Annotated in this window: 31 protein-coding genes and 1 pseudogene; all 32 read left to right on the forward strand. The window is 32.3% G+C overall.

Annotation, left to right across the window (positions count from 1 at the left end):
* Window positions 1-39: 39 nt before the first annotated feature.
* The 32 genes and pseudogenes from HMPREF9630_RS01265 (at window position 40) to HMPREF9630_RS01405 (ending at window position 26,270) form a co-directional block, all read left to right on the forward strand.
* Window positions 40-1,104, forward strand: coding sequence for a hypothetical protein (locus tag HMPREF9630_RS01265; RefSeq protein ID WP_141567341.1), 1,065 nt, complete (start codon window positions 40-42; stop codon window positions 1,102-1,104).
* 14 nt (window positions 1,105-1,118) lie between these two features.
* Window positions 1,119-3,779, forward strand: coding sequence for a GAP1-N2 domain-containing protein (locus HMPREF9630_RS01270; protein WP_009526733.1), 2,661 nt, complete (start codon window positions 1,119-1,121; stop codon window positions 3,777-3,779).
* 14 nt (window positions 3,780-3,793) lie between these two features.
* Window positions 3,794-6,943: an ATP-binding protein gene (locus tag HMPREF9630_RS01275; RefSeq protein WP_009526734.1), complete on the forward strand. Its 3,150-nt coding sequence runs from the start codon at window positions 3,794-3,796 to the stop codon at window positions 6,941-6,943.
* A 40-nt stretch (window positions 6,944-6,983) separates the two neighbouring features.
* Window positions 6,984-7,256, forward strand: coding sequence for a hypothetical protein (locus HMPREF9630_RS01280; RefSeq protein WP_009526735.1), 273 nt, complete (start codon window positions 6,984-6,986; stop codon window positions 7,254-7,256).
* A 15-nt stretch (window positions 7,257-7,271) separates the two neighbouring features.
* A pseudogene (locus HMPREF9630_RS01285) lies at window positions 7,272-7,799 on the forward strand (transglutaminase domain-containing protein); the annotation flags it as partial.
* A 166-nt stretch (window positions 7,800-7,965) separates the two neighbouring features.
* On the forward strand, window positions 7,966-9,423 hold the full coding sequence (locus HMPREF9630_RS01290; protein ID WP_009526737.1) for a TRAFAC clade GTPase domain-containing protein: 1,458 nt from the start codon (window positions 7,966-7,968) through the stop codon (window positions 9,421-9,423).
* 2 nt (window positions 9,424-9,425) lie between these two features.
* Window positions 9,426-9,653: a hypothetical protein gene (locus HMPREF9630_RS01295; protein WP_009526738.1), complete on the forward strand. Its 228-nt coding sequence runs from the start codon at window positions 9,426-9,428 to the stop codon at window positions 9,651-9,653.
* Window positions 9,653-11,086 carry a tetratricopeptide repeat protein gene (locus tag HMPREF9630_RS01300; RefSeq protein WP_009526739.1) on the forward strand — a complete coding sequence of 478 codons (1,434 nt, stop codon included), beginning with the start codon at window positions 9,653-9,655 and terminating at the stop codon, window positions 11,084-11,086. Before HMPREF9630_RS01295 ends, HMPREF9630_RS01300 begins: the two co-directional genes overlap by 1 nt.
* Before the next feature lie 12 nt (window positions 11,087-11,098).
* Complete coding sequence (locus HMPREF9630_RS01305; protein WP_009526740.1) at window positions 11,099-11,407, forward strand: hypothetical protein; 309 nt, start codon at window positions 11,099-11,101, stop codon at window positions 11,405-11,407.
* Window positions 11,383-11,670, forward strand: coding sequence for a DUF6985 domain-containing protein (locus HMPREF9630_RS01310; protein WP_040465173.1), 288 nt, complete (start codon window positions 11,383-11,385; stop codon window positions 11,668-11,670). The genes HMPREF9630_RS01305 and HMPREF9630_RS01310 overlap by 25 nt, the downstream gene beginning before the upstream one ends.
* Window positions 11,671-11,867: 197 nt before the next feature.
* A complete protein-coding gene (locus HMPREF9630_RS01315) occupies window positions 11,868-13,877 on the forward strand; it encodes a hypothetical protein (protein WP_141567342.1) in 2,010 nt (669 codons plus the stop codon).
* A 148-nt stretch (window positions 13,878-14,025) separates the two neighbouring features.
* Complete coding sequence (locus HMPREF9630_RS01320; RefSeq protein WP_141567343.1) at window positions 14,026-14,280, forward strand: hypothetical protein; 255 nt, start codon at window positions 14,026-14,028, stop codon at window positions 14,278-14,280.
* A 12-nt stretch (window positions 14,281-14,292) separates the two neighbouring features.
* Window positions 14,293-14,772 (forward strand): hypothetical protein, encoded by a 480-nt coding sequence (locus HMPREF9630_RS01325; RefSeq protein ID WP_009526743.1) that lies wholly within the window; start codon window positions 14,293-14,295, stop codon window positions 14,770-14,772.
* 15 nt (window positions 14,773-14,787) lie between these two features.
* Entirely contained in the window at window positions 14,788-15,258 is a 471-nt protein-coding gene (locus HMPREF9630_RS01330; RefSeq protein ID WP_009526744.1) for a hypothetical protein, read from the forward strand.
* A gap of 1 nt (window position 15,259) precedes the next feature.
* A complete protein-coding gene (locus HMPREF9630_RS01335) occupies window positions 15,260-15,892 on the forward strand; it encodes a hypothetical protein (RefSeq protein ID WP_009526745.1) in 633 nt (210 codons plus the stop codon).
* A 96-nt stretch (window positions 15,893-15,988) separates the two neighbouring features.
* Window positions 15,989-16,258, forward strand: coding sequence for a hypothetical protein (locus tag HMPREF9630_RS01340; RefSeq protein ID WP_009526747.1), 270 nt, complete (start codon window positions 15,989-15,991; stop codon window positions 16,256-16,258).
* A gap of 352 nt (window positions 16,259-16,610) precedes the next feature.
* The gene (locus tag HMPREF9630_RS01345) at window positions 16,611-16,778 is read left to right on the forward strand and encodes a MerR family transcriptional regulator (protein WP_009526749.1); all 168 of its coding nucleotides are present in this window, start codon (window positions 16,611-16,613) and stop codon (window positions 16,776-16,778) included.
* Between the two features lie 24 nt (window positions 16,779-16,802).
* The gene (locus HMPREF9630_RS10470; protein WP_009526750.1) at window positions 16,803-17,807 is read left to right on the forward strand and encodes a type I restriction endonuclease; all 1,005 of its coding nucleotides are present in this window, start codon (window positions 16,803-16,805) and stop codon (window positions 17,805-17,807) included.
* 12 nt (window positions 17,808-17,819) lie between these two features.
* Window positions 17,820-18,233 (forward strand): DEAD/DEAH box helicase family protein, encoded by a 414-nt coding sequence (locus HMPREF9630_RS10475; protein WP_009526751.1) that lies wholly within the window; start codon window positions 17,820-17,822, stop codon window positions 18,231-18,233.
* A complete protein-coding gene (locus HMPREF9630_RS10700) occupies window positions 18,217-18,321 on the forward strand; it encodes a hypothetical protein (protein ID WP_278214791.1) in 105 nt (34 codons plus the stop codon). Before HMPREF9630_RS10475 ends, HMPREF9630_RS10700 begins: the two co-directional genes overlap by 17 nt.
* Window positions 18,322-18,499: 178 nt before the next feature.
* Complete coding sequence (locus HMPREF9630_RS10705) at window positions 18,500-18,739, forward strand: type I restriction enzyme subunit R domain-containing protein (protein WP_242824670.1); 240 nt, start codon at window positions 18,500-18,502, stop codon at window positions 18,737-18,739.
* Window positions 18,740-18,860: 121 nt separating this feature from the next.
* Entirely contained in the window at window positions 18,861-19,523 is a 663-nt protein-coding gene (locus tag HMPREF9630_RS01355) for a tyrosine-type recombinase/integrase (RefSeq protein WP_009526753.1), read from the forward strand.
* Window positions 19,524-19,687: 164 nt separating this feature from the next.
* Window positions 19,688-20,209, forward strand: a complete 522-nt coding sequence (locus HMPREF9630_RS01360; RefSeq protein WP_009526754.1) for a tRNA-binding protein — start codon at window positions 19,688-19,690, stop codon at window positions 20,207-20,209.
* A gap of 277 nt (window positions 20,210-20,486) precedes the next feature.
* Window positions 20,487-20,957, forward strand: coding sequence for a flavodoxin (locus tag HMPREF9630_RS01365; protein WP_334290536.1), 471 nt, complete (start codon window positions 20,487-20,489; stop codon window positions 20,955-20,957).
* Window positions 20,958-21,196: 239 nt separating this feature from the next.
* Window positions 21,197-21,667 carry a hypothetical protein gene (locus tag HMPREF9630_RS01370; RefSeq protein WP_009526755.1) on the forward strand — a complete coding sequence of 157 codons (471 nt, stop codon included), beginning with the start codon at window positions 21,197-21,199 and terminating at the stop codon, window positions 21,665-21,667.
* Between the two features lie 3 nt (window positions 21,668-21,670).
* A complete protein-coding gene (locus tag HMPREF9630_RS01375; RefSeq protein WP_009526756.1) occupies window positions 21,671-21,862 on the forward strand; it encodes a hypothetical protein in 192 nt (63 codons plus the stop codon).
* A 100-nt stretch (window positions 21,863-21,962) separates the two neighbouring features.
* Window positions 21,963-22,310 (forward strand): hypothetical protein, encoded by a 348-nt coding sequence (locus HMPREF9630_RS01380; RefSeq protein WP_009526757.1) that lies wholly within the window; start codon window positions 21,963-21,965, stop codon window positions 22,308-22,310.
* Between the two features lie 309 nt (window positions 22,311-22,619).
* Complete coding sequence (locus tag HMPREF9630_RS01385; RefSeq protein WP_009526758.1) at window positions 22,620-22,835, forward strand: helix-turn-helix transcriptional regulator; 216 nt, start codon at window positions 22,620-22,622, stop codon at window positions 22,833-22,835.
* Window positions 22,822-23,259: a hypothetical protein gene (locus tag HMPREF9630_RS01390; RefSeq protein ID WP_009526759.1), complete on the forward strand. Its 438-nt coding sequence runs from the start codon at window positions 22,822-22,824 to the stop codon at window positions 23,257-23,259. The genes HMPREF9630_RS01385 and HMPREF9630_RS01390 overlap by 14 nt, the downstream gene beginning before the upstream one ends.
* Before the next feature lie 475 nt (window positions 23,260-23,734).
* Window positions 23,735-24,964, forward strand: coding sequence for a hypothetical protein (locus HMPREF9630_RS01395; RefSeq protein ID WP_009526760.1), 1,230 nt, complete (start codon window positions 23,735-23,737; stop codon window positions 24,962-24,964).
* Window positions 24,965-25,026: 62 nt separating this feature from the next.
* Window positions 25,027-25,410: a 23S rRNA (pseudouridine(1915)-N(3))-methyltransferase RlmH gene (locus HMPREF9630_RS01400; protein WP_009526761.1), complete on the forward strand. Its 384-nt coding sequence runs from the start codon at window positions 25,027-25,029 to the stop codon at window positions 25,408-25,410.
* Window positions 25,407-26,270: a DUF1385 domain-containing protein gene (locus tag HMPREF9630_RS01405; protein WP_009526762.1), complete on the forward strand. Its 864-nt coding sequence runs from the start codon at window positions 25,407-25,409 to the stop codon at window positions 26,268-26,270. Before HMPREF9630_RS01400 ends, HMPREF9630_RS01405 begins: the two co-directional genes overlap by 4 nt.
* Window positions 26,271-26,290 lie beyond the last annotated feature (20 nt).

A 26,290-nucleotide genomic window follows, 5' to 3' on the forward strand; every position in this document is an offset into this window, starting at 1 on the left:
TTAACAAGATATGAAAATGGTGACATCTCAATTCCTAAAATGGGGAAGCCTACATTTAGGGTAGCAAGTAAAGGAATGTCAATACCTAAATCTGCAAAATGCCCAGAATGCGGTAGCTCAACATATGCTGTAGTGTGTCCTTCTTGTCATAACAAATTACCTGAATCTACTCTTCTTGGTAAAGATATGATTATTTCTGTTGTAGGATCTCGTGATACAGGAAAGAGCCATTTCGTAGGTGTAATAATAAATGAGCTAATTGAGCGAATTTCCGTTAAGTACGGAGGAGCAATGGAAGGCTTTGATGATACAATGTCAAGATATAAAGCCGGAGCATACCAGAAATTATATATGGATATGCAAAAATTGGATTTGACAAAAAGTTCTGTTCAAGATGTCAACAATGGAGCATATAGACCATTAATTTTTACTCTCAAATTAAAACGTAAGGCATTGTTCAAGGAACAAATAGACAGTTTTACGTTGGTATTTTTTGATACAGCAGGAGAAGATTTAAACGATGAAGATACTATGAGTACTGTAAATAAATATATATGTAAATCTGCGGGTATTGTTTTCTTGCTAGATCCAATGCAATTTCCAGCAGTAAGAAATCAGTTGGATGAAAACACTGTATCTAGAGCATCCTCGGTTGATTGGAAACAGGCTACAAGATCTGATGATATCATGTCAAGAGTTTCTAAATTAATTAGAAATGATAAGAAGATGAAAAGCGAAGCAAAAATTAATATTCCAGTTGCAGCAGTTTTCTCAAAATTTGATGCCATTGCACCACTTATACCTGAAGGAAGCACTGTATTAGAAACAAGTCCTCATTGTAACGAAAAGGTATTTGATATGTCAGACTGGCATAATGTTGATAGTGAAATTCGTAGCTTACTAGTTGAATGGGGAGCTGAATCGTTTATATCACAGGTTGATGTGAACTATACCAATTATTCGTATTTCGCTGTATCGGCACTTGGAATGGACAACAATCCTAAAGAAGATAGAAGGATAGACAGACCTCGCCCACATAGAATAGAGGATCCTTTACTTTGGATTTTAAAGGAAAACGGAGTAATTAAGCCAAGCAAAAAATAATGGGAGGTAATGTTATGGCAAAACATCAGATTATATATACATCATGCATGCGCGGAATAGATGGTGTTAATGATGGACAGCAGATCTTTTCTTATGATGAGTCATTTGCTGATGGAAAAGCAGATGAAGTAAAAAGTCTATTTACATATCAAGTACCTGCGTTACCAGCGGGTACGTTAATGTCGGAGGAAATTGCATTAACAATGCCGGTAGCATTTAGCTATAGGCTACTCAAAAGTGGAAGTGCATCTGTAACATTAAATACTTATCTAGGCAGAGATTACATGGGAAGTGCAGGTAGATTTGGTAATCATTTAAGCCATTCTGTAGTATGTGACTTTAGTGATTTTGATATATATCCTTGCGAATTATATGCTAGCACAACATTAAGAAGTAGCATGACGTATGAGGAAGTAAATAATCCTGAGCCACCAGCTTATTTACCAACACCAGAGCTAATCAAAGGATATGTTATTGATCCTGATTCGATTGTAGAATTTTTAGGAATTTCAGACAATCTTGAAAGATATAAGCAGATGGTTACTGCTATGTTGCGATTTCAGACAGAGAAAAAAAGAATCGTAATATGTGATGAACCTGAAAATATAGTAAAGTGGATTGCAGCATTGCACTATACGTTGCCTTTGGATATTGCTAAAAATGTAAATTTTACAAGTTATGAATTTGACCCAGAACTATCACCATCGCAGATATGTGGTGTTGTTTCAGAAGGAACAAGATACAATTGTATAAATTATATTTCTTCAAACAGGCATTATGTATTTGATTTTATTAATAATAAATTTACTCCGGTTGAAACAAATAATATATTGATGGACTTTTTGGATACGGCGTTTAGTTTTTCATATGATAGTTTAACTGATTTTCACTCGTTTATACTAAACAATACAATTTACAGAGAATGTAATGATAAATTCTATGCAGCTTTTTATCTTTACAATTTACTTTCAGAAGGGATTTCTGAGATTACGAAAGAGGAGTTTAATGAAATAGAGCAATTTGCAGAACAGTTTCTAACTGATGGTAAAAAAAAGGAAGTGGTATTTAAGCTATTAGAGGAACAGTATAATATTAATCAACTAGAAAACGATTATGCCTTGCTTGTGTTGGGATATATGCTCCAATCTCTTAATATTCTTGAGCGCACACAACAGAATATGGTTAAGCAGATGATAGTGGACAGATTAATTATGTCTTTGTCTACAGGAAATATTTCAGAAGAAGACTATATACCTTTGTACAATAATATTGATAACATGGCTCGTTCAATCAATTTAAGTATTCCGGCGGAATTGATGGTCGAAAAAAATAGAGATTCTTTGCTAAACGTATTATCTGAAAGTCCAGAGATGTGGAAGGTATATTTTATTGTAAGAATAATTAGTGAGTATGTTAAAGATATGAGTCTTTCTACAGAAGAATTATATCCAGATAGACCAATAGGGGCAATTTACTATGGCTTAGTGGGAAGTGTATATAGAACAGGTAGAAACAATGGCTATACAGTAATTGAGAAAATATTGGAAGGCTTTGAGAGTGATGTTGAATACTATGTGGATATGACTCTTAATATCGAGGGCTTTTTAAAGGACTTGAATCTAGGTGAAGAAGATGTAGACCATCTTTGGGAGTATTTTTATGGTCAAGTGTTAAATAAAGATGATGTTTCATTTGAGGCAATCAACAAAAAGCTTGCAGAATATGATCTATTTGAAGAGATGTATCATTTGTATGAAAGAAATCTTAAGAAGAAAGCAAGTTTACCAGAGACAAGGGAATATTTTGAGTCATATTGGAATGCGTGGTTCTCTAGAAACAAAAAATATGGACAAGCATATGCCGCTATTGCATTAAAGACATATGAGGAAATTTATGAAAGAAAAATTTCCACTATTCCGGATAAAGAACAATTCGATTATACGAGTGAAATCCTAAATATGGCCATGAAAATGGGAATAACTGACGATTATGTGAGCCTACTTTGTGAAACAATTCTTGAATATATTCCGATGGGAAAACGGACTTCAGAAAACAAAGAAACTATTAGTGAACTATATAAATATAATCGTGAAGTATTAAATAAGGCAATTGAAGGGAAATTGCTTTTGTTTATAATTGCATTGCAATTGAATAGGGTCACGCGAAAAAATGACATTATTACAACTGTTCAAAAAATAAAGTCGGTTTCAGTTGAAAGTGGTGCTTGTTTTGAAAGAATTGCCGACGGAAAAATAAAAGATTATTTCGAATGGGCATTTGATTCATTAGGAAATTTTAACTTGACCAAGGAAGATTATGAAGCGCTTTATAGCTTATTTGATTTTACAAACTCTGTACATTCCATATTTATGGATTATTGGTGCAGAGCAATATATAAGGATAGTAAAGGAGACAAAGACTATTCAAGTTTTGCGGAGTTTTTGAGATTCATGTTTGACATGGGAAATCAGAATGATCAAGATATGGTCGGAAAATACTTATGCAAACTAAGTAAATCAAAACTAGAAGATTTAAACGTTGAAATGCTTACAATTCACTTCAAGAGAGATCGTAAAGCAGCTCATGCTTGGTCAAATATAAGAGAGATTGCTGATAGTACTAATCCTTTGTTAAATAATCTTTCAAACTTGGGAAATTTATTCAAGAAAAAATAGAGAGGTATTGATGTATGGCTGATTTTCCAGAATCTGCAGAGATGAAAAAAAATGTAGCTGATGTGATGACTAGGGGAATGGAACTAGTTGATTTATTTGTAAATAAAAATTATCTAATTGATATAGACCAATGTTCACCAATTCCATTAGATGACGGAGAAAAAACATTTTCAGCTATGTCCTTATTTCAAATCGATAAGATTGTATATGATTTGAATGAAAATATAAATGATAAATTAGTAAGTGTATATAGTGCTTTATCAAATTATGGTAGCTCTGCGATTCTGGTAATTTCTAGCGATGAAACAGGAGTTGGTTTTTATTTGGGTACAAGAGATACAAATAGACCAGATGTTGCAAAAGCAATTTTGAAAAAGAGCCTTAGAGGTAATTTTCCGGGTATAAATATCCTTGAAAAAAATGCATCCCAGATAGAAGCCTTTTTGCAAGATAAAATTCCAGAGGAATATTCTCACATGGCTGTGACAGCGGTTTCAATTGTGCCTAGTATGAGAGATGAAGAAGATAAGGATAGTTTTGTTCAAGGAATTGAAAAATTCATTGATTCAATGGCAGGAGAAAATTATACAGCTGTATTTGTATCATCGCCCTTAAGTAAGCAGGATTTGGAAGATAAAAAGCGAGGATACGAGGAACTATATTCTGCTTTATCACAATGTTCACAGATTGTAATGACATATGGTGAGAATGAAAGCGATTCAGTTGCAGAAGGAATTAGTAGCGGATTTTCAAAATCAATTAATGACGGAATAAGTGACACTACAGGAAAAAATAGCGGTACTAATAGAAGTAAAGGGCGTTCTCATAACCACGGCTTCAGTTTCGGCTTGTTTGGAACTGGATTTAATATGAGCGGCGGAACAAATACGTCTATGGGTAGCTATGAAGGAACAAACGAAAGCCATACTGAGAATTATTCCGAAACAGAGACTACTAGTGATACGAAAACCAGTACTAAAACAAAAACACAAGGTACATCTGCAAGTATTCAATTAACAAGGCATAATAAAACTGTTGAAGAGTTACTTAAAAAAATAGATGAGCAACTTGAACGTATAAAAAATTGTGAATCATATGGTTTGTGGGATAGTGCGTGCTATTTTATTGCAGATCAAGAAGAGGTGGCTATTGTTGCTGCTAATACATACAAAGCCTTAGTTGCGGGTGAAAAAACAAGTGTAGAAAATTCCTTTATTAATATTTGGGATAGTGAATATGAACATCATGAAAAATCGCTTCAAATAATGGACTATCTTCGTTATGGTATGCATCCAAAATTTACATACGAAGCAAGTTTTTCAGGAACTGAATATGATAGTCAAGAAGTAACGGCAGCATCGCTTATAAGTGGAGTAGAACTTCCAATTTTAATGGGATTACCGCACAAATCTGTCAGTGGAGTTACATCAATTGAGGCAGCGGAATTTGGAAGAAATGTATTTCGCAAAGGCGGAGATAAACCAGACAGGGCAGTTAATATGGGTGCTATATATCATATGGGAGAGGTATTTAAAAATAATAGAGTTGAGCTTAATCTTGAAACTCTAACATCTCATTGTTTTATTACAGGTTCCACTGGATCTGGTAAATCAAATACAACTTCAAAGCTAATTGATGAACTGATAAAGCCAGAAAATAATGTCAAATTCATGGTTATTGAATCAGCAAAAGGTGAATATAAAATAGATTTTGGTGGTATGCCAGGAATCAATATTTTCACCTCGAATCCCAAGTACTATTCAATGCTTTGCATTAACCCATTTGAATTTGATGAAGAAATACATGTATTGGAACATCTAGATAGATTAATAGAAATATTTAGTGCGTGTTGGCCTTTGTATGCAGCTATGCCAGCTATTTTAAAATCATCTTTTGAACGGGCATATATTATGCACGGATGGGATTTGAACCATTCAACACACCAAGATATGGGAAATGGAAAATTTCCTAGTTTTAAAGATATCGTAAAGATTTTGCCTGTGATATTAAATGAATCAGAGTTTTCTGCTGAAACAAAAGGAAATTACGTTGGATCACTTGTAACAAGAGTAGAATCTCTTACGAATGGGTTGGTAGGCCAAATTTTTAATGGTGTACCTATTTCTGATGAGGTTTTATTTAATGAAAATACAATAGTTGATTTGAGTCGTGTGGGTTCTACAGAAACAAAAGCCCTCATTATGGGACTACTTGTATTGAAGTTAAGTGAATTTAGACAAGCGACATCCAAGGGAACTAATCTTCCATTGCATCATGTGACAATTATGGAAGAGGCACATAATTTGTTAAAAAGAACATCAACTGATCAAGGACAAGAATCAGCTAATGTACAGGGAAAGTCTGTCGAAATGATCAGTAATTCAATATCTGAAATGCGAACTTATGGAGAAGGGTTTATTATAGTTGATCAGTCTCCAACTGCAGTTGATATATCTGCAATAAAAAATACAAATACAAAGATTATTATGAGGCTGCCAGAAGCATTAGATTGTAAAGCAATTGGTCATTCTATAGGACTGAATGATGAACAAATTCTTGAGTTAAGTAAGCTTGATAAAGGTGTTGCTGCAATTTTTCAAAATGATTGGTTAGAAACAGTACTAACAAAGATTGACAGATGTAGTGGGGCATATAAAATTTCGTCAGTAGTAAAAAATGATATGAATGCAGAGAAGGATGTCATTTTTAGCCTAATTGAAGAACTTATAAATGAATCTCAAGATAAAAAATATAATCTTAGTTGGCTAAAGGATTCGGTTCGTTCAAGCAAAGTAACAAAATCTTTTCAGACAACACTTGAAAAAATGGTCACTGATTTCTATGAAGAATGGATAAAGGGAAGCAAAAGAAATTTACTTGCTGAAGTAATCTTCAAAATTCTGAATTGCGGTGATTTGATCAAGATGAACGAACCTGAATTGCCTGCAGGAATAAAGAAAAGTTCTATGTTAACTCCTGAGATCAGAAAGCAAGGAAATATATGGTGCGACAAGATATATAAAGGACTAGACGTTTATGCAAACTTTTTAGATAAGTTTGTCAAGGATCAAGTATTTATGAATATCATTTTGCATCTGATAGAGGTCGATAAGAAATCGGATCAATATAAAGTTGCATTATACTGTGCAAAGCATAAAAAATAAGGTGATTGAAATGAGCAAATATTGAATTGGATATTTGCAGTTGAATAGTAATAAAAAAATATTATATGACAAACTGGAAAAAGTAATAATAAATTATGAAACCACAGTAGATGTAACCTTAGGAAGTGATGTTGCTAATATATTAGGAACTGTTTTAGGAGACAATCCGGATATAGTACATGTTACAAATCCTAAGATTGTTATGGTTGGTGGACTCCTATTTCAAAAAGCTTCTTTGTTAGGAACTATAAATAGACGTCAAGGGACAGTAATGGAGGATGAATTAAAGAAAAAAGCAGAGGAGATAGTCTGAGAAGTAGATAAAAACGCTCGAAATGATAGAGATATTTTGATGGGAATATCTGACTATTTTCAAAGAAACATTAGATATGACTACAACGATGCAAATTCATCGAAGGGAAATAATCCAAATGCTCATAATGCATATGATGCCATTGTTCAAAACTTGGCAGTATGTGAGGGTATTGCCAAGGCATACTCCTTGATTTTGTCCTATTTTAATATAAGAAGTATGGCGGCATCTGGTAAAGCCGGAGGGGCTTTTTCGTTAATCCTGAATCATGCATGGAATATTGTAGAATATGAAAACGAATATTATCATTGTGATATTAAGTGGGATTTGTGTGGATATGTTGATAGACAGATATATTCGTATCAGTATTTTGGATTAGATGATTCGGAGATGTCCATAGATCACAAATGGAATCTAAAGACAGTCCCTAATTGTTCAGGAAGCAAATTATCATATTATAAAAATATAACAAATTATTTGCTTATTCGAATGATCAAATATCAGATATCATACGAAGGCAATATAACATTGGAAATAGTGTAATACGCTTAAAAATGGACGATAAGCTTTCTTTTCCACAGAATACAAATGCCTTTATGGAAGAAAGAATTAGGAATGCTTTGGGAATACATGGTTTTCAATATTATTTGGATGATAAATCAAGGTGTTTGATAGTACTAAATATAACATAAAATTTGAGGTGAATAAGATGAAGAAGGATACTCAACCAGCAAAAAAGAGCTATTTTTTCGGTCCTGGATGGAATGATTTAGGCAAGTTTATAAAAAGATTTTGGCAATTCAACCAAGACGATATAAAAAAGAAGGCAGAAAAAATTGAGACGGGAAAAGGAATCATGTCTTTTTCTGGCGCAAGAGCTTTAATGTCTTGCATATCACTAATATTATTTGGAACTATTTTCTTTTGCCTTATAGCAGCCACTGTATCTACTGTTTTGGGAGTGGCATTTTGCTTTGTGTACATATTGATATTAGCTATTTGGTTACTAGATCGTATTAATTTGATCAGTAAAGGAATTTTTGTTGCATGTCCAAATTGTAAGAGTAAATATTTAATACCGACATATATTTGTCCTAGTTGTGGGGAGAAGCATACAAAGCTTACACCAGGAAAGTATGGCGTATTTTTCAGGACTTGTAATTGTGGAAAAAAGTTACCATCCCATTTTTTGACAAAGAGAGGTAGTCTGGCCGCAGAATGTCCAAAATGTGGAGTTTCTCTAAGTGGAACGGCAACTAAGCCTTTGTGTATTCCAATTATAGGTGGACGTTCTTCTGGAAAAACTGCTTATATTAACGCATTTTCATATGAATTTATAGAAAAAGTAGCTCCAAGAAATGGTATAGAGATAAAACATTATAATGAAGAAACTGAACGTTTTTATAATCATGATATTAGTAATGACTATATGGGCGGAACTACTCGAATGACAAAAACTGAAATGGATCTTAAACAGGCCAGTTCAAAAGCGTTCAGTTTTATTATACATCACAATAAGATTAGTCCTGATCGATTAGTGCAAATTTATGATGTTGCGGGAGAAAGTTTTGTAGACAATACAGAGAATGAGGAACAATTGCAATACACATATTGTCAAGGAATCGTGTTTATGCTTGATCCATTGTCAATTCCTATGGTTAGAAATCATTTAGATGATACTATAAGCGAGATAGATAGATCTAGTGTAGGTACACTAGATGTAGACTTAGTATTGGATTCTTTCTTAAATAAAATTAGGCAGATTACGGGACAATCATCTACAGCGGTATTCAATATGCCTATAGCGATTGTTATTAGCAAAGGTGACATTAGAACTCTTGATCGGTTTATCGGTGATGAAAAAATTTCTGAGTATATGACTGAAAATAATCTTGATATGGATTCATTTACAGTAGCAGAGGATGAATTGTGTAGAAAATTCTTGATGGAAAATGGATTGGCAAGTTTTGTAAGCAATATTGATTTGAAATTCAAAAATAATAGGTATTTTAAATGTAGCTCAATAGGACATACAAGGGAAGTCGGAAGATATAATCCACGCGGAGTATTAGAGCCGATGGAATGGATTTTTCAAACCGCTGATAGTGGAATGAAATCTATTTGGCATGAAAATAAATTTGGAAATATTAAGAGAGGCGATGAATAAGAATGGAAATAATTATTGCTTTAATACTTTTAGTCCTTGCATTATATGCTATTGTCTATGGATCGATATTTTTTATCGCTGGAATGGCATATGGATATTGGGGATTATCGATAGGAATGGCACCTGTTCTTTGGTTACTCATGGGTATTGGTGCAATTGTAGGATTTATTTGTGCATTGAAGAATGCTTTTAGAGCGGTAAGAGATCTTAGCGGAAAGGGTGTGAAGTAATGGAACTAGAAGCGATTTGGCAAAAAATAGTTGAAGTTGCACTGACCTTCTACAATTATGCTATGACTCAAGGTGAAAGCAATTTTATGTTGGTAAATTCTGACTTCATAAATGGAAATGATGTACCAGAAGAAGCAATGTATTTTTTCATCGGTTCATTCATCATAATGATATTATGTGCAATTTTTGCATGTGATTCCTTTAATATATTCCATCCTATAGAAGGAATTAGCGAATGGAAATCCAAGATATCTATCTTGAAAGTGGTAATTTTTGCTGCGGCAATTTTTTCAATTCACACTTTTTACAAAATGTTGGTCGGAATTGCAGGTGGATTTATTGGAGCCGATGCAAGTATAAGGACATTAGAGTGTCTTGGATCATATATTAATCCAATTGCAATAATGATTTATGCGTTTGCAATTAGCACGTTGACATTCCGTAGACGGTGGTTTCAAGCATTTATGCTTGGATTAGCAGTATTTCTTACGCCATCAGCGATGTCGTTTTACGGTTTTACTAATGAGCACATTTCTCTATATGCGACTGCGGGCGCAGTAGCAATTGTAGGTGGAATATTGCATGCATTATTCATGTATAAAAAGTGTACTCCATTTGTAGCATGTTTTGTATTAGATATTGTCTTTTTTATTTCTAAATACTTTGTGATTTATTATTCAGATGAAGTAAAACTAATAACTGCTACAGATATGTTAGGAAGAGTAAAGCAGTATATCGCTTGTGAGCAGATGGATTTTATATTTGCATTGATATTATTGTTAGTACTTTTTGCATATGAAATCGCAACATCTGAAACAGCAAAGATTAAAATATATGTGGTTTTACCGATTGTTTTAGCAATTTTAACCGTGTTATCAATAATATTTGGAAAAACCGAACTTAAGTATCAACCGGACTATGAACAAGCGGTTTCATTATGGGAGAACAATAATTACGAGGCGGCTCGTAATGCATTTATGGCATTGAACGGATATAAAGATAGTGATGAATATATAAGTAAATGTACCGAAAGAATAAATGCATCAATTTATGAGCAAGGCTTGGATCTTATACAGCAAGGAGATTATGAAGAAGCGATAAGATTATTTAATCTGATTTCAGATTATAGTGATGCTGTGGAAAAAATTGAAGAATGTGAGACACACTTAACTAATAAATTGGCAGGAATATGGAATGGAGAACATGGAAGCGTGCTCACGCTAAATGAAGACGGAACTTGCTATTATGTTGATGGTTCATCAGGTGAAGGATCTGGTACATGGTATGTGGATGATAAAACCACAATTAGAATAGAAACAGAAGCTCTAAATTATCAATTATATGCTTCCTTGGAAAATGGATATAATACTGAGTCAGTGTTAATGAAAGCCACTGGATCAAGTTGGAGAGATGAAACCTTCAGTAAACAGTGAAAGGTATCGTACATGAATATAGTTCAAAATGAAATCGAAAAATTAAATATAGAAGGGGAAGAACTGGAAAACACCGATGTTGACTTTGCTGATGGTGATGGAGTAAATGAATTTGACGATTTTGTAAAAAAGATGAATGAAGGAGTAGATTCTTTAGAATATCCGGAAAGAAATTCTATATTCCAAAAATCAGATGAAAAACATCTGGAGCTTACTACGGAAGAAAATGTGAATAATATTATTGGTTCTATGACTGAAGAAAGAGAAATAAGATTCATACCAAATATCAAAGGTATGTGGGAAATAGAGAAAACTTCTTAGAAGAAGTAGCACCTACACTTTTAAAATATTATTTAGATAATTATGAAAATATTTCTGCGAATGTCAATATACCAGAAAAAATTAATAGGGATAATATCAATGAAGAATTGATTGTGAAGTTGATAAAAGTCAGAACTGTTTATTTTGATAGAAAAGGACAATATGGATGGTTGTGTGATTGTGTCTGGGATGAAGAACATGGCATATGTATTTTGCTATCTGGAAATACATTAACAATTGAGGACTATGATTACCTATTGTAATTTTAGAGAAAGAGCATAAAACTATACTGTAATTAAGGAGGAATTCCATAATGGATGGATTTTCAGATATCGATAGTGGAAGTGAAGTTGGATCAGAAATAAGCGAAGTAGAATCAACAGACAGTGATTTTGGTGATGGTGATGGTGTCAATGATTTTGATGAAACGTACGAGGACATGAACAGTGGTGACGAGACTATGGATTATTCTGAAGATACTCCAGAAGACCAAGATGTTTCAGAAAATGACACTGAAAATACAGATGCTACGGTAGATGAACAATTAGATGATTTTGATGATACGTCTGAATTGGAAGGAAACCAAGAAGCCGCAGATATCAGTGAAAGTAATAAGCAGACACCATCTGATTTTACAACAGATGAAAATGTAGACGATGTATTATCAGATTTTGATGATGATGCAGAATCTATAGAAGATGGAACGATGGAGGAAACAGAAGAAAATAGTGAAGATACTGAGGCGGTAGAAACAGCGAACGAGTCTAATGAAGTGGCAGATGAAACAACAGAAAATACAAATGAGGCAGTTGATAATGAAACTGAAGCCTACGAAGAATCATCAGAGGAAGTAGAAACAGAGGACGAGTCTGGAGAAATGGCAGATGAAACAGCTGAAAGTACAGATGAAGATTTTGATGCAGCGGAAGCTAACGACGAGTCATCAGAGGAAGTAGAAACAGAAGACGAGTCTGGAGAAATGACAGATGAAATAGACGAGACCCCAGATGAAGATGCTGATGCAGTATCAGAAACTAACGATGAGTCATCGGAGACTGTAGAAACAGAGGATGAGTCTGAAGAAACAGCAGAGAGTGCAGATGAAACAGAAGATAATAATGACGAAACTGCCGAATCAACAAGTGAAACTGAAAATACAGAAGAAAATCAAACAGATTCTTCAACTGGCGATTCTGCAGAAAAAAATGCAGCAGATTGGAGAAATGAGCAATCAGAATTAACTCCACATCAACGCATAGCAGAGTATATGAATGAGCATAACTATGGTAGAGAAGATTTTGCTACATATTCACAAGATCCTGTTTGGCAGGAATTGCATAGTGCTGCGTTTCCAGATTATGATTTAAGTGCTGTGACAAACACAAATGAAATAAATGCTGATGTTAATCCGATTTCCGGAGGACGATTTGAAAACGTTTCATACCAGCAAGGACAAAATGATATAGGAGCACAAGGAACATGTGGTCCAACATCAATAGCGAATTCGTTGAATAGAGTAACAGAATCATCAGCATATTCAGAAAATGGTGTTTTGCATAATGCTATGGAAAATAATCTTTGTAATAAAAGTGATAATCCATATGCATGTGGAGGCACGACCACAGGGGATGTAGTAAAAATCATTGATAATGTAAAGGATCCTGAAAGTAATATACACACAGAAGTATATGAATATGGTAATGCATTAAGTGTTAATGATTTAGCTTTACGATTAGATGATCCTCATACTGTGGCCATGGTTGGAGTTGATTCTGCAACCTTATGGGATCAAAGAGGGGATGTAGCATGTTCGGGATTATTCCAACATACGGAAGCACCTTCGGATCATTGGATAACAGTTGATAGTCCTATCAGAAGTGAGTCTGGTGAAGTGACGGGATTTAACATAATTGATTCAGGTGGAGGTGTGTCAGAGGTATCACGCGATAGATTTGAATCAATGTATATGGGAGATGCTGGACATACTGTATCAGACCCAACTGCAATTATAATTTCCAATGAGGGCGAAGCAACCAATATTTATCAGACATCTGAGGGAGCTGAAAGAGTCTCTAGCTATAAAGGTAGTGCAATGGAATCAGATGGGGGAGATCCACCAATAGAAATTGAAGGTGTTAAAATCTATAATACAGAGAAGACATTGTCTGGAGTTGAATTATCTGGAGAGCAAAAGGAAGTTAATCAATATTTTAGAGGGGATCAGTTTTCAAAAGAAGATTCTTTTGAGGGATCTTTGGAAAATGAACATAAAGAACAATTAGTAAAGACAAATTGTGGGACAACTTGTGAACTTAATGAAAATTTGAACGGTTCATTAGATTCAAATCCTAAATATAGTGTAAAGATGTCTGAAGCTCAGATAAATGATCTTAACGAGCTTAAAGAACTAAGAGATAATGTTCCTGAAGTCAAAGAAGATACAGTTATGCAAAAGGTAATTTCACCATAACAGTTTGAGGGTTACACTAAAACAGATAACCCCAATATGCAGGTAAGATGTTGCACCGTATACAAATAATATGGAACAAGCATATGAAACACTTCGCTTAGATTATAATGGTACATGCTATAAGGAACCATCCGAAAATGGCGGAGAAATGTATGTTATGCGATTTACATCTGATTATTGTCCAAGCAATGAAGAATATCCTAAAATGGATGGAAGTCAGCCATGGAATAAGCCACCTTGCACAGGAACAGGATATACTGGAAGTAGTGAACATCTTGTACCAGAATACACATATGGAAGAGGACAAGATATTACAGATGGAGCAATTTATAAAATTGACAAAGATGGTAATGAAACCATGGTTGCAATGTGGAATCACGATCGATTTGAAAGAATTGAATAGAGAGGTAAGTATATGATTGCAAGATATAATAAATGTAACTATTTATATATGTCAAATAGACGAAAAAAAGAAATTATAACAACAAAAGAGCAAAAGACAGATTCTAGTTTTACAAAAGAAGGTAATTTATATTTTAAAAATATTCTCGAGGAGGAACTTTCGGATATTTATGACGTAGAAATTTGGGTCTCTTATAATGCAAATATTCCGAATACACCAGAACAATGGAAACTTGGAAGTGATAAATATGTAATTTCTGAAAATGGTATTTTATTAGTTTTTGCCGAAGGAATATTACCTGGATGGAATGTTATAGAAAAAAATGTTTGTTCCCAGAGGATAAATCTATCTGAAATATCGAGTGCACGAGTGGTATTTGTGTATAAGAAAAAAGATGGAAAAATGTTAGAAAATCATTTAGTAGAGGAAATTTCTATTGCTACAAGCGAATTAAATGAGTATTTTGAAAGATATAGCAAGTTTGGTTTGTAAGAAAGGAGCATATGTATGGAAAAAAGTATAGTAGTTAATAGTTTGATACAAAAGAATATTTTATCAGGTGCAAAAATTTCTCATAGTACATCGTATCCTGTGATTTATAAAGAATCTAATAAGTATTATCTTGCGGTCTTTGTATTCTTTTTTTCAAAAGAAGATATTGTATCAGGAGCAGTGGCGCGTCCAACTATGTGGGCTATTATAGACATTGAGACAGGTGCAATCATAGAAGAAAGAGAAACAAAAAAAATTGACTTTTCAGATGCATCTTACGATGTGAAATACGATGTCAAAGCTGATGCACAATATGATACTTCAAAAAAATATTATGACGAGGCATTTGCTATTTTAGATTCTTGCAGAAGCAAGATTATAAATGATGGCAAATTTTATAAAGGAGAGTATCAATATTATCTTAATAAAATTGTTGCCAATATACCAAAAGAATATCAAAGATTTTATTACGATTTGAGTGTTTAATATGGTAAGTCCATTTGTCAAAGTATATGTGTACAGAAAATTACAAAGTAAGAAAAGATTTTCTGAAATAGAAGATATTTTACTGGCAGAAATAGAAAAATATTTAATATGTGAAAAAGTCATTAAATACAATTGGTTTTGGTCAGCTGGAGCAAATGTACCAAATGCTTCAGCTACCATACCTGGATTAATATTGATTAATGCGGAATGGGCGTACAGAATAGTAATAGACAGTGATAATTGTAATATGCATAATGCATTTGATATGACAATATGCCATGAACTGACGCATCAAGAAAATGATTTCTGCTACTTTGGATTGAAAAAGAATGATGTTAAATTCGTTAACTGGATAAATGAAGTACATGCTGACTTTGGTGCAACCCAAAAAGCATTTAATGGGAAAAGAAGTTATGTAAAAGATGCAATTGAGTATAAATTAAAATGCAAAATGCAAAAGGATAGGGATACATGGAGTCATCCATCATGGCTTAGGAGAATGAATTATCTTCTAAAATATAATTTTGATGAGAAATTGATAAATGATATAGCAGGTGACGTTGGCTGTAAAAATGACATATTAATAGAAGCAATAGGAAAGCATTTTGATAAGATTGTATTGGAGGAAAAATAATATGAAATTTGGCATGAGAACCCCAAGTTTAAAGAAATCTTTAAAAGCAAGAACGACCGGAAAGGCAAAGAGAAGTGTAAAGAAAGCTCTAATACAATGAATGATGTTTCTGTTTTCTATGTTGATAGTTCACCTGCTAAAAAGGGACATTTTTTTTATAACAATGAAATTCATTCTCCGGAAGAGTTGATAGAGTTTGCTCCTAATATCTTAGTGATAGCTGTTGGTGATGCAAATATGATTCCGGTTTTAAAGAGAACAAAAGATTTATTTGGAAGTGAATATAAAAATAAAAGGGTTTATATTTTGGGGAAAATGATGAATCATGAATTCCAAATGGATCAATTTAAAGAGCAGAAATCATGATTATTGGTATTTGGAATCAAAAAATGAAGGCGGAATATGGGAATATAATAGTCAAGAGAAAGCTGTAAAATCTTTAGATTTTGCATTGCATCCTTAAGCTATAACCTTTATGAAACTAGTAAACATATCAGGAAAAAACTTGTGATTAAAAATATTTGGGTAGATATGCTACGGCAAAGGACCGAGCGGAATATGACAATTTGGCTATATACTTGAGCCAGACATGATGTAAGAAGCTTTTGTTTAAGAGATAGTACTTAAGAAGTGTATTATCTATTAAATTATACTTGAAACTATTCCGATAAAAGAATATACTTATATTGGACTTATTGTATCGTTCGGAGGGTAAGTAATGGACTATATAACAACGGTAGAAATGTCGAAAATATGGGGTATTTCCTCAAGAAGAATATCCTTACTTTGTAGCCAGGGAAGAGTACCTGGTGCAGAGAAAAAAGGAAAAACATGGTTGTTGCCAAAGGATGCACAAAAACCAGTTGATCCACGCAAGAAAAAATAATGACGTATTGGAGGTGCCATACCTATGAGGAGACCAGAAGATTCCAGAGTAAAGATTCCTGCCCTTGTACATTTCACGAGGCTTGGATATACCTATATGTCAATTAAAGATAAAGAGAGAAATGTTGACTATGATTGGGATACGAATATCTTTTATAGTCAGTTCTTGAGTGCCTTAAATCGAATTAATAATACAGAACTTACGTTAGAGGATGCAAAGAAGATTATCGAAGAACTCAAAATTAAGTTAGATAATGAGGGCTTGGGTAAATCGCTCTTTCACATTCTACAAACGGATATTAATGGAATTAAATTGATAGATTTTAACGATGCTACAGGGACTCAGAATGATTATACAGTTGTCACTGAGCTACCATATGAAAATGGAGAAGATAATTTCAGACCAGACATCATCGTGTTAGTTAATGGAATGCCATTATCATTTGTTGAAGTAAAGCGTCAGAATAACAGAGAGGGTATCTTGACAGAGCGTAATCGAATGGAACGCTGTTTTGGAAATAAGGTTTATCGACGTTTTGTGGGAATAACACAGTTTACGGTATTTTCCAATAATAATGAGTACGATGATTCAGATATTGAACCAATTCAGGGAGCATTCTATGCTTCCAGCAGCTACAAGCGAATGTTCTTTAGCAAATTCCGCGAGCAGCGATATGAAGAGCTAAGTGCAAAAATGCACGAAATAAACCCAGAAGATGAATTCTTTATTCTAAGTGATACCAATTTAATTTCAATTAAAGGAACACCAGAATATGCTTCATCTATCAAAGAAGATTCGCCAACGAATCGTATCATTACATCGTTATATACAAAAGATAGACTCCTATTTTTACTTAAATACGGTCTTTGTTATAAAACGACAACTGATAAGAATGGTATTACGCAGATTGAAAAACATATTATGCGTTATCCACAGCTATTCGTAACACTGGCAATCCGAGATAAATTACGTGACGGTATCCGAAAGGGTGTTATATGGCATACACAGGGAAGCGGTAAGACGGCTTAAGTATATTCAAATGTGCGTTTTCTGACTGATTATTTCAGTAAAGAAGAGCGAAAAGTAGCCAAATTTTACTTCATTGTTGACAGACTTGATTTAGCAAAGCAGGCAAAGAATGATTTTTTAGCTAGAGGCTTGAATGTAAAACTCATAAAAAACAAAGATGAATTTGTCAGCGATATTACAAATCCGGGAGAATCAAATACGAGCGGAAAGGTGACGATGACAGTCATCAATATACAGAAGTTTTCTAAGGAGTCTGTAACAAAACCAGCTAATTATAATGTAGATGTGCAGAGAGGGTATTTTCTTGATGAAGCGCATAGAAGCTATAATCCTACAGGATCTTTTTTGGCAAACCTTATGCAATCCGATAGAGATGCGGTAACAGATAGCACTTACGGGTACACCGCTTATTGGAGATGGATATAATACGAAGGATGTATTCGGCAATTATATTCATAAATACTACTATAATCAATCAATTGCAGATGGATATACGTTTAAAACTGATTCGTGAAGAAATAGAGACTACATATAAAAATCAGATGAATGATACTCTGGATCAGATTGTTAAACAAGGTAGTATTGCTAAAAAAGACTTTTATGCACATCCCAAATTTGTTGAGAAAATGGTTGATTATATCATCTATTATTTGGGGGAAGGAAGGAGCGCCTTAGATTCATCAATAGGTGCAATGATCGTATGCGATTCTTCAGAGCAGGCAAGAGAGGTTGATAGTCAGCTGAATAGATTTACTGCATATTCTCATGCTTTAGTATTACATGATGAAGGAACAAAGCAAGAACGAAAAGATGTTCAGGAAGACTTCAAAAAGGGAAATATAGATATTCTTGTCGTATATAATATGCTGCTTACTGGATTTGATGCACCAAGGAAAGCGTCAATACGGTATTACGACCGAGTTTTCAGTTAGCAGTCAGAGACGATATAATAAGGAAAAATCCGGTAGATGGGCCTATACGGAAATCCGTAAAAGAAATGGTGGCAGGCGAAAGACAAGAAGAGCATTAACACTTGATTAGCAGAGAGCCTTTATGAGTTATGTGGCAGAGAATCCATTTTTCTATCACTGGTATCCGTTTTTTACATTCTTGTTAGGAACCGGATGTCGAATCGGAGAGGCAATCGGAATGCGATGGGAAGATGTAGATATGGACAAGCGTATCATTAGTGTGAATCACGGCTTGACCTATTATGATAGACATGAGAACTCATATAAATGTGAGTTTCGTGTATCACTTCCTAAAACAGATGCAGGTATCAGAAGCGTCCCAATGATGCAACCTGTATATGATGTGTTAAAAGATGAATATGAGCGTCAGACCGAGGAAGGTTTCTGTGAGGAATATGTCGATGGAATGACGGGATTCATATTTACAAATCGCTTTGGTATGCCACACAATCCGCAGGCGGTAAATCGAGCTATCAAACGTATAGTTGACGCTCACAATGCAGAGGAAGAAGTAAGAGCAAAGAAGGAGAAGAGAGAGCCGGTAATCATTCCAAGGTTTTCATGTCATATCTTCAGACATACATTTGCTTCAAGATTCTGCGAGAACGAAACCAATGTGAAGGTAATTCAGGAAGTGATGGGACATTCCGATATTTCTACTACGATGAATATCTACGCAGAGGTTAGCAATCATGTGACAAAAGCATCATTAGAAAACTTAGCAAAAAACTTAGATGTGTTTTAGAAAAGAGCCTATGATTTCTGTAAGGAATCTAGTATAATAAAGCTATCTCACATTTGAGATTGACTAAAAATAAATCCAATGACCAAAAGTTGACTAAAAAAAGGGTCTAAAAGGCAATCGAAAATAAGTCAATATAACTTGGTTGTTTGAAAGGATATAACTAAATGGATATGAATATAAATGAGTTCAACGAAGGGACAAAACAAGTCTCTACAATGAAGCCAATGGCTAAAAAAATGGCTGAAAATCAAGATTTATCATCTCAAGATGACAAATTTTGCAATGAATCTACTACAGATTTGAAGAAAATAGATTTATCTAAAGTTAAAGTAGAGCCTTTATTTGAAGATTTGGTAGATTTTGAAAAATTTTCTGAGTCAGATTTTAGAGTAGTTAAGGTTAAAAACTGCGAAGAAGTTCCTAAGTCAAATAAATTATTAAAATTCACATTAGATGATGGAACAGAAAAGGATAGAATAATTTTATCAGGTATAAAAAATTACTATAGTGCTGAAGAATTAATAGGTAAAACTTTGCTTGCGATAACTAATTTACCAGAAAGAAAAATGATGGGTGAACCGTCACAAGGAATGCTTTTATCTGCTATATATGAATATAATGGTGAAGAAGCGTTAAATCTTATTATGTTGGATGGAAATATACCTGCTGGAGCAAAAATATATTAAAATAAGAATTTATTATAAAAGACTGATGTTGAATTTAATAATTTGACCTCAGTTTTTTATGTTTTATACTATTTTCTAATAAAATTATGGATAACTTGTATAATTATATAAAATTAATATACATAGTCTACCAGAAAAATTAATTGTTATTATTTTCCATTATTCTATAAGATTTTAGTACTAGTATGATTATATTTTCAATTATAAATAATGTTTGAGCTTAAAATTAATTAACAAATAAGTTGAAAATAAACTGATAAAGTTAGAAGTTAAGGAGGTGATTTCATTGAATCCTTTAGTTGTATATTATTCATATTCAGGAATAACAAGGAAATTAGCAGAAGATATTGCATTGATTACAGATGGGGATTTGAGAGAGCTTAAACCACAAAAGCCTTATTCCTTTTCATATAATACAGCTGTAAAAGAAGTAAGAGAAGAAATTGAAAAAGGATATTGTCCTCCTCTTATTCAAGGGGCAGAAAGTATTGAAAATGCAGAGGTGATTTTTGTAGGTTCTCCTAATTGGCTTAAAACTTTTGCTCCACCCGTTTTATCGTTTTTAAGAACGGTTGATTTAAGTGGAAAGACCATAATTCCGTTTTGTACACATGGCGGAGGTGGTTTTGGGAGGATGATTGAAGATTATAAAAAGGAATGTAATCACTCAATTATAAAAGATGGAATAGCATTAAAAGGAGATTACAGTTTTGATGAACTTAAAACATGGTTAGATAGTAATTTGTAACTCCCGGTTTGACGAATTAAAATAATTAAATAAAAAAGTAAAGCATAGCAATTCAAAACAGTAAATCAAGCAGTTATAAAAAAGAGACAGTTGGAAATTTTATTACACAATTTCACAATTTTAGACTATAAAAATTGCTTTTAAAATGGTATAATGAATTAGTTTATAAAGATTAAATTCGCTTTTAATATATTGAAATTTGATAAGGTGAAATTATAATTATACAGGAGGAATGTATTATGGGCTGGTTTGGAAAAAAGAAAGAATGGGATATTCAAAAGTCCGACGCAAACAAAAGCAGATTAAGAGAATTGTTTAATGGAGTTATGGAAGATGGACACTCCTATGATATTGTTTATGGGTATGGCTTGAATATAAAAAACAGTGATTATATTTTAGCTCGTAAAACTACATACACATATACAAGTTTAATTATAGGTTATCGTGAATCTGATATGAGCATAGCACTACTACAAACAACTCCGGAGCTTGAGGGCTGTAGTGAAGCTGAAATTTTTAAAAAAGACAATATTAAAAAAGCAAAAATTGCAACAGGTATGTATACGATTTATCATCAAGGAGGATTGATGGCAGGCTATACTCAATTTGCAACTTTAGCAGAAAATGATGAAAAATTTCTTGCTTATATATATCAGCCGGAAGAATATGATAAGTTTGATACATTCTTTAAGAAATTTTCAGGAAAGTAAGCTATGAATTGGATAACATATTTTTTAATCTTTTTAGCTATCTGTATTGTATGGTTTGTTATTACACGAATTTGGGTAAATGGAATAGATTTGATTATATCTGTTTTCAAGAAAATATTTGGATTAAATAAAAATAATAATGCAGAAAGTTGGCATACTTTGGAAGATATTAGGGATAAGAACAAAAAAGATTAAATAACAAATACAATTAAATTTATAAGGCTATGAAGAACAGTAAATCAAAACGGTTTACTGTTTTTTATCGTTCAAAATCAAGAATAAATATAAACATAAAATGAAAAACATAGAAGAAAAAATTTTTAGAAATTGCAATATCAAATTGAACAAAATTTTAATATTCGATGAAAAAATTAATCAGTTGGAAAACAAAAGAAATAAACTGTTAAGCGAACAGAAGTTACAGGATAGAAAGAAAAGGGGGAAACGATTTTACAAAAAAGGAGCAGTTTTTAAAAATATCTTTACAAAAAGTAAAGATTTAGGCAAAGGGGAATTTTATAAGCCTATCATATTTTCAAATTTCAAAGAAGGAGTCAATCAAAAAATCTTAAAAATAATAGAGAAGCGAGAAAAAAGTGAAAATCAAAATATAAAAACACAAGAGGAGCAAATGGATATCTAAGAATAGTCCCTTGTTTACAAGGGTGCACTTATACACCATAAAGCAAGACACTAAATATATCAAAATGGAAATTGGAAATAGGTGTTTTTAAGAAATAAAAAGATAATCTATATTCTCAAATTATAGATATATGAAAAGAAGTGGAAGAAATATAAGCTGTATAGAAAAATTTCTGTAAGAAAATAGAGAATTAACACTGATCCAGAAGCAAAAATTAGAAATATAATTCATGTAAAGGAAACTTGACAAAAATGCAAATAGGAATTACAATAATGTAAAGGAAACTTGACAAAAAGGAGAGTGGTGCGTTTGAAAAACAAATTGGATGAATTAAGAAAATTTAAAGGCTTAACTCAAGAAGAATTTGCAAAAGAATTAAGAGTTTCAAGGCAAACTATTAGTGCGATAGAAAATGGTAAATATAATCCATCTTTAGATTTAGCGTTTGAGATAGCACTATATTTTAATAAGACAATAGAAGAAGTATTTACTTATGAAAAGGAGGAAAAACATGAAAAAAAGTAATCTAATTTATGCTCTAATATATATTATATTAGCTGGAATATTTTTGTATGTGGCTATTATTTTTGACAATAAAATGTCGGGTATATTTTATGGAATGACAGGTGCTTTTGGAGGTAGTGGTATCGTTACTATAATTCGATATTTTTATTGGCAAAAGAATAAGGAGAAATATCAAGAAAAATTAGAAATTGAAGAGATAGAACAGCAAGATGAATTAAAACAAAAACTAAGAGATAAATCTGGAAAATATACTTATTGGATTGGAATGTTGATTATAACTCTATCTATTATTGTGTATTCTTTGCTTGGAGTTTTGAATATCATGGATACAGAGCATATTGTAATTTATTTAGGGGCATACTTAATTAGTCAAGTTTTTATCGGTATTATAGTTTTTAATCATCTATTAAAAAAATACGACTGATAAATATCTAAATGAAAATCTATTTTAGCAATAAAATCTAATAGAACAATGGAAAAATATAATAATTAATTTTTTTAATAAACTGTTTATATTGATGTTATATAATTATATAAGTTATCCATAATTTTATTAGAAAATAGTATAAATAAACAGTAAATCAAAATGGTTTACTGTTTTTATTGCTCAAAAATGGAAAGGAAGTTAAAAAGACAAGCGTTAATAAATATAAAAATATGCTTGACGAAATACTTACTGTATTATTGCATAAGATTTATTCCTTTTTAAAATATTTTGAATATAAACTATTACTGTTAAAGTACTGATAATATAACAACATTGACATAAATCATCAAAAAATATATAATTGTACAAAGATTTGTAATTCAAAGGATAGAGATAGAAGAAATATAAAACCATATTCTAATATAGTAAAAACTAAAAATGCAAATACTAAAGTCTATATGGGGGAGTCTATGTGAAAAAGCCTTTTAACTTATTTACATATTTTGCAATAACGCTTGTAATCCTTACATTAACAGCTTGCAAGATGTGGGAGCCTAATGATTACAAACAAGACAATTATGAAAGTGTATTAGCATACTTAAAATCTGATTTGGAAAGTTATTTTGCAAGTGAAATGCCAAATGTAGAGATTTTGGAAGTCAGTATTTACCAACCTTTTCGAAATTTAACCAATTGTCTGAAAGGAAAGGCAAGTATTAAAAAAAGTTCAGATTATGGAGCGGATGCTGAAACTTTTAATTTCTTTTATGATTCTGGAAATGATATGCTTTACACAGACAGCGGAGATACTTTAAAACGTTGTATTCAAATCGCTTGTGATATGATAATTGAGAAACTGCCTGAAGATTTCTCTTATTCTAATCCAACTCTTTCTAAATTTGGATCTGTCGTTAAGCTAAAAGTTTATAATTTTGATAATAAGACAGGTAAACGCTTAGAAAATGAAGAAGTCGAAATGATTGGGGATATGTTGCCATATGGTGTAAAGGATGATGAGCTTATAGAAATAGTAAAAGACACTCTCAAACATTCAAGTAAAAATGAGTTTGTTGCTTTTGATTGTAATGCAGTAGCTAAGTCTCACATATCCTATCATTTTTTTAGAGAAACACCGAACGAAATTTTTAAAAATTTTCCATGTATTGATACAGTTGATATAGGATTTTATGATTTATCCGGTAATAATCTCGGTTTTCTCTCATCTTTTGAAGATGATCGTCTGATTGAAAATTCTAAAAAAAAAGGGCACTACATTATCAATGAATACCATGTTCCAAAGTATTATGATTTATCTAAATGGTTGAAATTAAACGGTTATGACAACTACTACTATAATACTGACTATGATACAGGTAACTTGGTAGAAGAAAAGGAAATTATTTCTGAACATAACGGTTCAATGGCAGAGCGAACAGAGAAAGGATTTAGAGTAACGCTTGGAATATATGGAGAAATATTTTTATTAACAGAAGTAGACGGCAATGACGATGATGGCTCAGGAATTCCTTTAGAAGCAAAAATACTTTTGACAACTCTTGGCAAAGCTAATGACTCACCGGAAGGAACTATATTTCAATTAATAGAAGAACCATCTATGGGACCTGGATGGAAACGTATAGCTGACGAAGATGGAAGTAGAAAGACATTCAGTGCAGGAACATATGAGTTTACTTATGAGTGATTTCATATACTTATTAATCGATTTAAAATATTATTATGTATTAATAATTAAAGGAACAAAAATTGAATATAACAATCTATCAAAACAGTATAAATAATGAATTATTGAAACCTTTGAAAACAGAATATATTAATAGAATTAAAAAATATTGCAACATAAATATACAAAATGAAATTTTTTCTATACAAAACAAACAATATGTTATAAGAATTTCAAAAAAATCAAACACCATTTCATCAACAGATTTTGCGGATAAAATAAGCAGTATTTTAACAAGTGGATACTCTAATATAGTATTTTTAACAGGTGATATTATATCATCTCACGAAGATTTTGAAATATCTGTTACAAAGCTTAAAACTTCATATGAAATGGAGATAATTATGCTTTTAGAACAAATATATAGAGCATTTAAAATAAATAACAATGAGGTTTATCATAAATGAAAAACGTAGGCGGACAAGCATTAATAGAAGGAATAATGATGAAAAGCCCTGAATTAAAATCAATATCCATAAGAAAACATACAGGAGAAATAATAACAACTACAAAAAAACTGAAAGAAAATCCTGTTAAGGACATCCCTGTAATAAGAGGGATATACTCTCTTATAACATCTGTAATTGAAGGTAGTGAAGATATAAATTATTCAGCATCATTTTTTGAAGATGAAGATGATAAACAGAGCAAATTTGAGCTGTTTTTAGAAAAATATATAAAAGTAGAAAACTTTATGAGTATAATATCATTTACATTAGCAATATTTTTAGCAATTTTTATGTTTTTATTTATTCCGGCTACTGTTACAAAATTTTTTGAAAAAGATTCTGGTATCTTATTTTCTTTAATAGAAGGCTTTATAAAAATATCTATTTTCGTGTCATATATAGCTATAATATCAAAATTGCCTGATATGAAAAAAGTATTTATGTATCATGGTGCAGAACATAAAAGTATATTTGCATATGAAAAAGGTCTTGAATTAAATGTAGAAAATATCAAAAAAATGCCAAGATTACATCCAAGATGTGGAACAAATTTTATAGCGGTGACACTTATAATTTCAATACTTGCAAGTTCATTTATACAAGTAGACAGCATAATTATAAGAGTGTTTACTAAAATTATAATTTTACCATTAATAGCAGGCATATCTTACGAAGTGATTAAATTGGCAGGTAAATCAGGTAATATACTTACAAATTTATTGATATTCCCTGGAATGATGTTGCAAAAAATAACAACACAAGAACCGGAAGATAAGCAAATAGAAGTCGCTATAGCGGCACTCAAAAAAGTATTATAAAAGTATTGAAAGGTACTTCA

Source organism: Peptoanaerobacter stomatis, assembly GCF_000238095.2.
GTDB lineage: Bacteria > Bacillota > Clostridia > Peptostreptococcales > Filifactoraceae > Peptoanaerobacter > Peptoanaerobacter stomatis_A.